The sequence below is a fragment of the Flexithrix dorotheae DSM 6795 genome, from assembly GCF_000379765.1.
Classification (GTDB): domain Bacteria; phylum Bacteroidota; class Bacteroidia; order Cytophagales; family Flammeovirgaceae; genus Flexithrix; species Flexithrix dorotheae.
Genome location: NZ_KB903432.1, coordinates 178,534 through 191,452, shown reverse-complemented (window position 1 = coordinate 191,452; position 12,919 = coordinate 178,534). Strand labels below are relative to the sequence as shown.

Here is a 12,919-nt window from a genome sequence, read left to right as displayed (position 1 = left end):
TGGTATTTATTTTTACTATTTCAATCAACCAGAACTTATAGGGCTAAATTACCTACCAGTCGATTATTTTTCTTCTGAAATGATTGACATTTATTGGATAATCATTGTCTCTTCATTCCAGGTCTTTTCTTGCTTGGGGATTTTATCCAATAGAAAATGGGGCTGGTTTCTATTAGCAATTAGTTACACTTATTTGTTTGTTTTGAACCTTATTGATCTATTCAGATATCTTTTCAAGGTTCTGAATATTTATAATCCTATTGTATTTTCAGTAGAATTTTTTATTCCTTTAGCTATTTTACTATTAATAAATACCAAAGTTGTAAGATCACACTTCGATATTTCTTTCAATCTTTTCGGTTTTTTAAAATAATTTCAAATTAATGAAAACTTCCAAAGACCTTATCATCCCGGAAAACCTGATGGAAATTCTATCAAAGGATGAATATTGGGAAGATGATCAATTTTTCCCCTTGAATATTATTATAACACTTGGCTTTGAGGGGGATAGAAGTTATACCAATTACCAAATCAGTTTTGAACCAGATGATCATTTTGAGGAAATTAACAATATTTTCCGTGAATTAAACCAGGAAATAAGCGGCTATGGTTGGGAAGAACTTATCAGAAAATATTTAATTCAAAAAGACCCTAAACTGGAAGAATATACCAATGGAGATTCAGAGTGGGAAACCTGTGTACTCTGGACAACTTCAGAAGATTATTTCCGAAGACTTTTGGATTACATTATAGCGTTGACTACTAACCCGACATTGGCCTTCAAATTATTATACTGAAAACAATTCCATCAACCCGGTACTAATAATTCGCCCTTCTCATTTTTGAATTTTTATTGAAATTATTTATCATTAAACTTTGAGGACCAGCGCAACTTTTTGGTAATGAATTTAATCTCATTATCAGCTTAATTATTACTTCAGAGAACGATTCAATACAATCCAATAACTATTGACAACAATTGAGGAGGAATTCCTTAAAATTGGTCGGTACCTTTTCCCAAAGTATGGAATTGGCACTTTCGATCGATTTGTTTAATAAACTTTTAACAAATAAATATGTATAATTTAGATCATATTATTAAAGTTGGCATCCGATACATTATTTATGGAATTGTAATTCTTGGCCTTACCCAAATATTATTTATTGATGCTCCACTTACCATCGATCCTGCCGAAATAAAAGAAGCTACAATTACCGAGTGGCTGCAGTTGCTATTTTTACTGATCATGTTTTTAATCCATTATTACCTCGGCAGATCAAACAGTACTGTTGCCCCTATAACCAATTTCTTTAATGTAACAATTGTGATGATCCTTATAAGAGAACTCGATTGGTTTATAGACAAAAAAATAATGGCAGACGCCTGGTTAGGATTCGAATTAGTGGTTTTTATTATTGGGGTGGCTTTATTTATAAAACACAAAGATAATGTAGTTTTTGCCCTAGGTCAGTTCATTAGTCTTCCCGGCTTTGGCATAATCGTAAGTGGATTTTTTACTTCTTTCGTTTTCGCTCCGATGCTTGGTGAACAGGATATCTGGCAAATGGTAATGGATGGATTCCTGAAAAGTGTAGCAGATGCCGCTGAAGAAGGAGTAGAGTTGCTGGGTTATACTTTACTACTTATTGGTACAATTGAATATTTTATCAGTATCAAAGCCATGAAAAAAGTCCCATCTTAAATTTTCCATAAGGATATCGATTTAAAAATTTTGTACAAAAGCCCCCTGCCTGGAAAATGGTTGGAGGCTTTTTATTTATATAGGCAACCTTTTCGGCTAATTTCTCATTGATAGTGAGGTAGTCCATATATAATGGGATTCCATTTTTATACATTAAACAAGTAAAAATTGTATTTTTCCAATAAAGTGAAAATTTATTGGGAAAAATTGGGGTCTTCGGAGGCGTTTTTTCCTCTTTAAGAATAAAAGGGTTTTATTGAGGAGATTTGAAAGGTAGTTTTGGACTATAAGTTTTAGTGAAAAGTTAACAAAAACCTTTGAAATTTAACAAATTTTAAAATTTTCATTGAATCTTTAATAAAAATCATGCGTATATAAAGACATTTCATTTTCATATTTTTAAGACTAAGGCTCTGCTTCGTAAGTAGGGCTTTTTTAATTTTTAACCTTTTCAAAGAAAAAATTTCTTATATTTCCTTCTTTTCCATTTTAGCATTATTCCCCTGCGCGTTTTACAAATCAGTCAAAATTTTAGCTTAAAATGAAAGCAGTTCTAGAAAAAATTGACAAGGGAAATGAAAATTCCTTTATGTACAGGAAAATAGATTTGCCGTTTTTTGATGCACCCTGGCATTTCCATCCTGAATTTGAACTGACTTTTATTTCAGAAAGTGAAGGTAAACGCTATGTCGGTGATAGTCTGGAATCATTTGAGCCAGGGGATCTGGTGTTAATTGGCCCAAACCTTCCTCATTACTGGCTCAATCCAAAAGAAAAACAGGGCCGATCCAAATCCATAGTGATTCAATTTTCAGAAAATTTTCTGGGAAATGGGTTCTTTAATATTGCAGAATTGAGGAGTATAGCTGATCTGCTCAAAAAAAGTGAAAGAGGCATTCTATTTTTGGATGAGGAACTAAGAAGAGATACCAAAAGCGGACTGGAAAAAATGCATGAAATGATGGGTATCGATAAGCTACTTACACTCATTAAAATTCTGGATAAACTATCTAAATCCAAAGCTGTGAAAATTCTGTCTTCCCCGGGATTTAATGCAACCATCCAGACTGAATCTGCTAAAAGAATAAATGTCGCCTACAGATATGTGATGGAAAATTTTAAGCACCAGATTAAACTGGAAGATATTGCGGAGGAGGTAAACATGACTAAAGAAGCCTTTTGTCGGTATTTTAAAAGAAAAACCAACCGTACATTCATGGAATATGTGATCCGTTTCAGGATAGGATATTCCTGTAGACTTCTGGTGGAAACCCAGCTCAATGTTTCAGAAATTGGCTACGAAAGTGGGTTTAATACGCTGGCAAATTTTAACCGACAGTTTATTAAATTAAAGGGAGTAAGTCCTAAAGCTTACAGAAAACGATTCCTTGATTAGAACTTCCCTGGTTTACTTCATTGCCTGGCGAAGTGATGCTATTCTTTTCCAAAACACATCGTCCTGGGTAAAATAAAGGTGAGTGAAAACAAATTTTATGTTTCTTTACTTATCGGCAGCCAGTTTTTCTCCAACTGAAAATTCCAGGGTCTGGTAAAAAGGCTGGCCATTGGCCGTTATTCCATTTACCTCCACTTTATAGTTTCCGATATCATCAGCGGTGAAGAATTCCAGATTAACTTCTCCTGATTTTCCTATAATCACCTCAGGATTCCAGTATAACAGATTCCTGAAATCAGGGGTATGTTTATTTTCAGAGATCTCATAGTCGGGGCTATAGAAAATTCGGGGTGATTGCAAACCTGTATATACTTTTTCTGCAATGTTTTCCGGCATGGGAATACCTCCCAAATCACCATTGTAAGAAATAAAATTGATCACGCCTTCATATTTTTCTTCTCCCAGAGAATAGGTTTTGTCCACTACATCAATTTTTTCGATTTTTAGTGGACTCAAGGTTAGAATATAGTCATGATCTTCAATAGGAATCCCATCAAGCAAAGCAAGTGCAGGAGAAAGAAAGGTGCCTTCCGCTTTTACTACATAGAAATTACTTTCCTTTTTTCTTTTTCTGACAAGTACAGCTCTTATATACTCAATAAATAAATCGTTCATGTCCTCAAAACGCGTGTATCTATCCAGGTAATATTGCTTTTCAGGCTCGCCATAAAATGGTAAAATATTAATTTTACCATTTCCATTTACTCCACTAATTTTCGTCTCATCCAGGTAGATTTGGGAAATCTGGATGTTGGCATTTGCCTGCTCTAGAGCCTCTTTAAATGTTTCTTTAATATTATTTTTCAGGTAAAAACCTTCCGGAATAACCTCATCAAATGAAGAAATTAAGTCAATGTCATCCACCTGTAAAGTATCACCTTCTCTCCAGAAAAAAATATCTTCGCTATTGGTTATTCTGAAGGGAATTTCCTGATGAAATGTACCGTCATCATTGACAATAAGTGGGGAAAGCGTAGATGACTTACCATAAAACCCCGTGAAATTGGTCTGATTCGGGTTTGGGTCCTTAATTTTTCCACTAATAATTGGAGCACGTAATTCGGGTGGAAATTTAACTTCGAACTCCTGACTATCAAATAGATTATCCCAATTAAAACGCCTCCAGCCCTGAGTCATTAGTAATAGGTTTATCGCCTCTTTTTTCTCCTGGATATCCTCACAATAATATTCAGGATTTTGAATATCCCCTTTCAAATCCGAGGTAAACAACAAACTGGAAATAATATTATCACTATTTTTTATTTCCTCATCCAAATGCCTGTAAACGGCTATCGACAAAGCTCCTTTGTTAGCCTGGAGCTGTTCTGTATCCAACTGTAAATTTAATTTCACCTTTTCCCGATGGGCATAAATATCTTTATCGGTAGCAAGTTGAAGCGGTTCGGAACCTCCGTCATAATTAAAAACCAGTCTTTCACAAATGGGCTGGAACCGGCCATTGAGCAGGGTTATAGTGAGAATGCCCTCCGGGAAATTTTTTGTGCTTATTGACATGGGAAAACTTCCTTTTACATTTGTCAGCTGATCGGCCTTTAGCAGCAATCCCCTGGAATGAATCACTAAATACATTTGGTTATCCGCAATTCCAGAGGTTTTTACATCCAGGGTTAACTGTGAATCCTGGAGTTTTGCAGCCATTACATACCCAGATAACTGTGGTTTTGGAAGGGCATATTTCTCTGCGGAAGATCGGGAAGTATCCAGGACTACAGTATAATTTTGTCCATTTCCCGGTTTAAAATTAAATGTAGAGAATCCTAAAGCTGAAGTGCTAAACTGAGTAACAATATTCAGAGAATCATCCAGTACAAATCCCGTAATAGTTTTTCCATTACCATATCCATCAGTGGCTTTCACGCCAATTTTACTTTCCAAACCTTCTACCAGATATCCCCCCTCTGGAAAAAAATCGATCAATATTTCATTACTTTTTTTCCGGGAAGTGATTTCCTTCAAGGCCACCGGAGGATTTACAATAGAAAAGCTTTTGGTGTAGTAAAAATCCGCATCGAAGTTCCGCATCCATGAAGTATATGCACGCAATTGGTAAGGGCCCGAACCCAAATCGGGTGTAATTAAGAATTGTCCTTTTCCCATCCCCTCTTTCAATTGAATTCTGGTTTGTTTCAGAGCTTTTCCCTCACTATCCAGAATCTCAATATTTAAAACCTTTGAATAATCAGAAGGGAAATGGGTAGTGGCATCTACGCAGTAGGCTTTCATCCACATCGTTTCACCTGTCATGTATAGTGGTTTATCCGTATGGATAAAAACTTTTTCCTGAAAAACCCCGGATACCCCGTTCTCAAATTTATCGATTAATTCATCTATTGTACCGGGTGACTGGGCCAAGGCAGTGTTCGCACCAAGCAATAGCCCGGAAAGTACAATTGCAAGAAGCGCTTGTATTTTTAATATTATTAAGTCTGTTTTTTTCATTTTTACTTTAAGTAAGCCTCAAAAGGGAAACAAAATCATTCCCAAAAATCTGGTTTTTCTAAATAACCTCCTTTCGCTTCGCAATCCGAACACTGAGGTATACTCATAAGGTAGCCAGCCACACCAGGTCCGGTTTCAGAATAGAGAAATTCCCAGAAGATCTGTCCAAAACCTATAGCTTCAAATACCTCATCATCCGAAATAGGACTTTTCATAATTGTATCCAACTCACATCTCATTGAGGATACAATTCCATGAGGCACATCTCTTCTTGGTACAAAAAGTCTTTGGGAAATCACTCCATTAGCTGAAAAATATCCTAAAACAGGCGTCCCGGGATTGGTTAAATTTTTTATATTCCCAATTACCCTGGCAGGTTGCCTGTCATACAAACTTCCTAAAGCCTCATTCGATTCCTGAAGGTTTTTCCAAAACAAATATTCCTCTTCTTCCATAGCATATTGTCTCACCAAAAGGCTGTATTTTCTGGAGAGCCTTTCAAAGTCATTGCTTACAAATGGAATTTTATGCTGTGAAATGACATTTTCGGAAAGGTTTTGAGTAGTATTTATATTTATGGTTTGAGAAATGTCATCCTGATAACAAAGGTTTTTAGGTTGCTCCCAAAGCCTGGTTTCATCATTACCAAGGTATTCATAAAGTGCAGGATAATTCACCCCAATTTCCCAGGCTTCTTCCCATTCCCACCGATAATACCGGGGATCATCTACCTCTCCATGCGTATCTATATAAAACTGAATACCAGGAATATTGACATCCTTATCCGTTGTTTCTTGTATTTCCTTCCTGTAATATATACTGTCAATTTCCGGAGAGGCCTCTAAAGTTTCCCAATCTGATTGATATTGTTCTTCGTTATAGTAAAAATTCAGCCGGTAACTTTTTCCAGAAGTACCTTTAAATTCAGCCGCATTGGTTTCAAAAATTCCTGTTTCCACTTCAGTTAATGCAAACTGGTTCCCGTTTTCTTCTTCAATTGAAACTTCTATCCCCGAAACGTAGGCAATTCCCTGAGTTTCCAAATTAGTGCTTTTGGAAAAAATCACTCTATAGGGGCCTTCCTCATTAGTAATTAAACCTTCAACCACCAGAATCTCAGAAGCAGAATCCTGTAAAATCGGGTGAAATGGTTCCACGCAGGCGTAAAATCCAACCACCGTGATTATGCTGATATAAATTATAAATCTTTTCACTTTAATTGAAATTAAAAGTTAATCATGAATTACCGGTAATGGAAATTATAGGTGATGGTGGGGATTGGGTTGGCGAAAACAGACAACTGGTAACCATTAATTTCTCCTCCTTCACTTAGGAAATAAACCGAATAGGCATTTGATCTGCCTGTCAGGTTATAAACAGAAAAGGACCATGAACCATGGACTCTCTTTTTCACTTTGTGATTTCCTTCAAAGTTTACTGCCAAATCCATCCGGAAATAATCGGGAATTCTGTACTGATTTCTTTCGGTATATAATAATACAGGTTGATTATTAAATGTATATTTTGAAGCCGGGAAAGTAGCAGGCCTACCAGTGCTGTAATTGATATTCAGGGATAAATTAACTCTTCGGTTAAATTTATAATTAGAAATTATGACCAGATTGTGTGGTTTATCAAAATTAGAGGGATAATAATCTCCCTGATTAATTTGCTCCACCGGAAATTCACCATTGGCTTTCACAAGCGATCTGGCATATGTATAACTCATCCAGCCACTTACTTTTCCAATATCCCTTTTTATCATGAATTCTACTCCATAAGCCCTGCCTTCAGAGTTGATCACATCTGTTTCCAGTACTTCATTCAGTAGCAAATTAGCTCCGTCTTTATATTCTAACACATTCCGAATTTTTTTATAATATCCTTCTAAAGAAATCTCAATCCCTTTTCCAAATACAGTTTTGTAAAGTCCGGCCGAAATCTGATCTCCAATTTGCGGACGAATATACGTATTGCTCAATCTCCAGGTATCAGTGGGAGAAATAGAAACACTGTTTGACAGCATATGAATGTACTGGCGGGTTCGGTCATAACTAAATTTCACAGAAAGATCATCCCTTAATTTTTGTCTGGCGGAAAAACGGTATTCAGGGCCACCATAAGTTTTTATAATTTGCCCATTAGAATAATGAAGGGTATCGGTAATAAATTCAGGTTCTTTAGGACTTCCCGGCTGATAGACATAAGACTTACCCGGCCCAATTAAATTGAACATAGAAAGCCTGATCCCTGCATATAAACTCAGCCTGGGATTTACCTCAAATTCATTCCCAAAATAAATGGCACTTTCGAGTCCGTTTTCTCTATCCAGTAAAACATCCGTTATCAGAGAAGAATCACCCAGAGCCCTCCCCTCTCCTGGGTTAAGATTGTACCAGGTGGAGGTAATGCCCATTCTCAAGTTATTTTTAGAATTGGGAAAATAATTTATTTCCGATTTAAAATTGGTATGGTTAATCTCATAATCCAATTCAAAAGCATTTACCGGAATTTCATCTGCGCTGAGATTATAGGAATAATTGGCATAGGAAGCTGAAGTAAGTAAATAAAGTTTGTTATTAAAATTATGTCGCCATTGAACCGAAGCATTGCTATTGAAATACTGATATACTGAATCAGAATTTAACCTGAAATTATCACGGCTGTGATAACCTGAAAAAACGAGGGTATTTTTCTCATCCAGTTTAAAATTAAACTTGGTAATAAAATCGGAAAATGAAGCCTGACTATTTCTCAAATTCGGGTCATCCAACAGCGAAAAAATATAATCGGAATATGTGCTTCTGACTCCTAATACAAAGGAACTGGTATCTTTCTTTAATGGTCCTTCAATGGTCACTTTCCCGGTGATTGGACTTATTCCACCTTTTATAGAAAAATCCCTTTTATTTCCATCTCTCAGAGCCACATCGAATACTGAAGAAATCCTGCCTCCGTAATTGGCCTGAATACCACTTTTATACAGATTAGCACTGGAAATTACTTCGGGATTAAAGGCTGAAAAGAAACCGAACAGGTGATTGGTATTATAAATGGGGACATCATTAATCAGGATAAGGTTTTGATCCGTTCCACCCCCTCTTACATTAAACCCTGAAGCCCCTTCCCCTACAGTTTGAACTCCCGGCAAAGTAAGAGCAATTTTCATAATATCAGCCTCTCCCAAAACTGTGGGAATTTGCTTGATATTTTTCATGCTCAATTTGGCTACACCCGTCTGTAATTGGTCCACATTATCCCTTTCCCCTGTTACTTCTACTTCTTTAAGTGCAAGAATCTCACTTTCCATCTCCACATCCAGTTTTCCATCTCCATATACCTGAATTTGCCGTTTTGTAGGCTTCATTCCCACTGAATTAACAAATAGTTCATGTTTTCCTTTGGGTAAAGTGAAAGAAAAATAACCAAAAGGATCGGTTACTACACCCATAACCGGTTTTTTCAGAAAAACAGATGCTCCGACTAATGGCTCACCGGTGGTTATATCTTTTATATATCCTTCTATAGTTGCTTCATTTCCTTTATACCGGTCTGCCATCCGCCCAATCTCAAAAAGTTTTGTTTCCAGAGTTTCCTGCGCCATATTTTTATCCGCATCTCTTAGGCCTTCCAGGATGGAATAATAATCATCTCCTTCCTCCTGCTGTACCCCCTGGCCTTTGAAAAAATAGAAGGGCAACTCCGGTTTTATTTCAAAATCATTCGTGACGATTACACTAGACCGATTATGTACATAGAAATTGAGGGATGTACTTTTTGTAAGGGCATCCAGAAAATTTTGTAAGGAAACTTCATCTAATACAAGAGATACCGGTATGCTATCCCATTCCGCTTTGTAATAGAATTTTAAGGGTGGATTGAGGGCTTCAACCTCACTGACAACATCTTTGAACAGCGCATTAGCGTAATTACCGCTCAAAGAAAAATCCTGGGCATTTCCAATGGAAACACCACATATAAAAATTAGGGTGGTTAAAAGAATGTGGCGCATTTCATCTTCAATATAAAACGTTTCAGTTTGCTTTGTTTACATTTTGAGCTATCGCACAAAGCTCAATACCAATTGTTAGTTATTTTGTTTCTCTGATAGTAATTATAAAAAGCAGCAGGGCTTTAGTCTTCGTAAAGAGATAAAGCCTTTACCATTCCTCCATAAATCGTATTCTTTCCGAATTTCAATTTATTTCGCTTAATAATATCTTTCATCTTTTTTTCTTCACCGAATGCTTTGATCATGTCCTTTTTACCATTGATCCGAAAAGTACCATATTGGTTAACCACATAGTACCTGTTTACGGGATCCAATTCGTAATAGACTCTTGCTGATGAACCAACCCTTGACTGAGTTCTGGTTCTGTATATCAATGCCTTTGCCTGAATTCCATCATAAGGAATTTCATAAATATTCTTTTCCAGGACACTATCCTCATAGGAAATAAATCTCCTTCCATCTATTATCATCTCACTCACTTTATCCCTATCCAGGCTAAGAATAAATCTGGATTCGCCATGGTTTACCTCCATTACAATGAGTTGTTTATAAGTATCATACTGAATTAGTCTGTTCTTAAATTCAACCCCATCATAAACAATATCTCCTTTCAACAGATAATCTCCAAAAACAAATTGAGAATTGGCTACCCCAATATATTTCATTGGGTAAACCCTTCCATTTAGAAAATTTCCTATATTAAAATCATCCGTTTTATTGTATATGGAGGCCTTTCTTTGGGCATTGATGTCTTCGATAGAGGAAATTACCTGAGCATTACTGGCAAAAGATGTAATGGAAATAACAACCATTACCAATGCAAAAAGTCGGGCGTAATTCGTAAAAAAATTTAATTTAGAAGACATCATAAAGCTAATAAAATCTTCTCCTCTGGTGGAAAAGAATTGAAAACTACTATGTATTTAGTTTATGTCCAAATAAATAGTTTTATTTTCAACCAAAATTCGATTCTAATCAATGTAAATACTGAAAAAGGGGTATTTTCGGTTTTAAAATGGATAACCGATGGCCACATTTAGCACCAAATGATCATTTCTCCAATCGCTATTAAAAAAATTGACTTTATCAATTACCCATCTTTCTTCTTTGGGCAGGTAGGGAATTCTTAATGGAAAGGCAAAATCAAAACGGAGAATAAACAAGGAGAAATCGAACCTGAATCCCACGCCTGCTCCCATAGAAAACTCTGACAAAAACTCTTTGGCCCTAAAATTTGCCCCGGGCCTGTTGGGATCTTCATTATAAAGCCAGATATTCCCTGCATCAACGAATAAGGCTCCCTTTAAGATCCCCACCATGTCAAATCGGTATTCAACATTGGTTTCTATTTTAATATCACCGGTCTGATCCAGGTTTTCCCGTTGTTCAACAGTAGCAAAATAACTACCCGGTCCTACACTCCGAGCTCTAAAGGCCCTGATACTATTATTTCCTCCGGCATAAAACTGCTTTACATAAGGCAGTGAAAGGGAATTGCCATATGGGTGTCCATAGCCCAGAAATAATCGGGTAACCAATCGGTTTTTTTCTTTCACCCTAAAATAATATTTGGGGTCGATGCTTAGCTTTACGAACTGGGAATATGGCAAACCAAAAATAGTATAGGGATTCTCAAGACTTGGCTGGAAATCCTGCGTGATGGATTGTATTAAATAAAAAAGGTTGCCCGCCACATCAATTTTTCCTTCAAAGGAAAAAGAAGTGCCTGTGTTTCTACCGAACTGATTGCTATATCCGAAGGTATAATTGGTGCCAAAAATGTATTGTTCTTCATAAGTTCTTCTTAAAAACGGGTTTTCCTGCAATAAAGAATCAAATTCTGCTGTGGTATTCGACAATTGTAAAATGTTGGCAGAAATTGGATTTAATTCGTGATAACGCGTAAGCCCTTCTCTCCAGGAATATCCGAAAGTAGCATTAAAGGAATTCATGGTAAACAAATTGGTCCGATTGAGCAAGGAATAACCCAGCCTGACTCTGGTCTCAGGAGAGGATTTTTTCTCCAGTCCTTTTATTTTGAAGGGAATAAAAAATTTAGGAAAGGAAATGCCCGTACTTACATCCACTCCGGTAGAATTGATGCCTGAATTTTCCACCCCAAATTGTGTTTCAAAACTCGTATTGAGTTTAATATCAAAGCGTTCTGCCCCTTTTAATAAGTTCCTGTTTTGCCAACTGAAATTAAACCCCGGACCGGCAAAACTATTGGATTTTGAAACCATTTCTGCCTCCACCATTATAGCTTTTTTCTGCATGGGAATCATGTAAATCACCGCTTGCAAAGAATTAGGTTTATCCTCTACAGGGGTAAAAAGGACATCCACAAAATTAAACACACCCAGGTCCATCAGTTTATTGATGGTAAGGCGATGGAAAGCCCTGTTGTAAAGTGATCCTGAGCGAATAAATATATTATCCAGAATTGCCTGAGGTTTAAAGAGCCCTTCTTTGGAAATATATGTAAAACCACCAATCTCAGTGGTATCGTTTTTAAATTCCGCCTTTTCATCATTTACGTAGTATTCTGCATAAACCACCACATCAGCAATTTCAAATGCCTGCTGGGCATTTTCCGGGAGGTCCGGTTTTATTTCCAGAAAAAAGTTGACTTTTTTATCTCCCAGCGTACTGTCCACTTTGAACATGAGAAAATTAGGATTAAAATAGAAGTAGCCTTTTTCTCTTAAAAAATCACTAATCCGCTCCAGTTCCTTTTCCAGTATTTCATAATTATAAGGCTGCCCTTTTTCCAGCAGGCTCATTTCCCGGGATTGGGCAATCATCTCCACTACAGGTGAATTCCCTTTTGGAAAATGAATATTACTAATGGTATAAGGGGAAGAAATGCCTACCTTATAAGTTATAGCTGCTTTTTTCTTTTTCTGCGAAATAGAAAAATCCACTTTGGGTTTAAAAAATCCATTATTTATCAGGTGGCTTTTTAAATTTTCAGCTACTTTTTCCGAATCTGCATTTTCGAGCAAAACGGGTGGAGAACCTAGTTTATGTTTAATAAAGTGTTTTAAACCTTTCTTTTTTGGGGTATTTCCGATAAGGTTATAAAACCATATACCAGGTCTCATTCCCAATATACTAAAATTGGGTTTGGGTTCAATAATCGCTCTCAGCTCTCCTTCAAGGGTAATTTGATTTTTAATTTTTTCGGATGTTTCAACCTTTAAATCATTTTTAGTTAAAAGAAATTCCCCTTCCTGAAGCTTTTTGGTCCCGGTACAACTCCAGCAAAATAGCATAAACAAGTAAATT

The 12,919-nt window shown here is 36.4% G+C and carries 8 protein-coding genes; 3 read left to right on the top strand and 5 right to left on the bottom strand.

The window, feature by feature from the left end; genetic code table 11:
- The first annotated feature begins 383 nt into the window (after window positions 1-383).
- The 3 genes from A3EM_RS0108050 (at window position 384) to A3EM_RS0108035 (ending at window position 3,099) form a co-directional block, all read left to right on the top strand.
- A complete protein-coding gene (locus tag A3EM_RS0108050; RefSeq protein WP_020527682.1) occupies window positions 384-797 on the top strand; it encodes an Imm51 family immunity protein in 414 nt (137 codons plus the stop codon).
- A gap of 279 nt (window positions 798-1,076) precedes the next feature.
- Complete coding sequence (locus A3EM_RS0108045; RefSeq protein WP_020527681.1) at window positions 1,077-1,703, top strand: hypothetical protein; 627 nt, start codon at window positions 1,077-1,079, stop codon at window positions 1,701-1,703.
- 541 nt (window positions 1,704-2,244) lie between these two features.
- Window positions 2,245-3,099 carry an AraC family transcriptional regulator gene (locus A3EM_RS0108035; RefSeq protein ID WP_020527679.1) on the top strand — a complete coding sequence of 285 codons (855 nt, stop codon included), beginning with the start codon at window positions 2,245-2,247 and terminating at the stop codon, window positions 3,097-3,099.
- A gap of 105 nt (window positions 3,100-3,204) precedes the next feature.
- Here A3EM_RS0108035 and A3EM_RS0108030 read toward each other — a convergent pair whose 3' ends face one another.
- The 5 genes from A3EM_RS0108030 to tamL all read right to left on the bottom strand — a co-directional run bounded on the left by A3EM_RS0108030 (window position 3,205) and on the right by tamL (window position 12,906).
- Complete coding sequence (locus tag A3EM_RS0108030) at window positions 3,205-5,619, bottom strand: MG2 domain-containing protein (protein WP_020527678.1); 2,415 nt, start codon at window positions 5,617-5,619, stop codon at window positions 3,205-3,207.
- 35 nt (window positions 5,620-5,654) lie between these two features.
- Window positions 5,655-6,833, bottom strand: coding sequence for a DUF4249 domain-containing protein (locus A3EM_RS0108025; RefSeq protein WP_020527677.1), 1,179 nt, complete (start codon window positions 6,831-6,833; stop codon window positions 5,655-5,657).
- A gap of 29 nt (window positions 6,834-6,862) precedes the next feature.
- Window positions 6,863-9,631, bottom strand: coding sequence for a TonB-dependent receptor (locus tag A3EM_RS0108020; protein WP_020527676.1), 2,769 nt, complete (start codon window positions 9,629-9,631; stop codon window positions 6,863-6,865).
- Between the two features lie 122 nt (window positions 9,632-9,753).
- Complete coding sequence (locus A3EM_RS0108015; protein ID WP_157637785.1) at window positions 9,754-10,500, bottom strand: hypothetical protein; 747 nt, start codon at window positions 10,498-10,500, stop codon at window positions 9,754-9,756.
- A gap of 141 nt (window positions 10,501-10,641) precedes the next feature.
- Window positions 10,642-12,906, bottom strand: a complete 2,265-nt coding sequence (gene tamL, locus A3EM_RS0108010; RefSeq protein ID WP_020527674.1) for a translocation and assembly module lipoprotein TamL — start codon at window positions 12,904-12,906, stop codon at window positions 10,642-10,644.
- Window positions 12,907-12,919 lie beyond the last annotated feature (13 nt).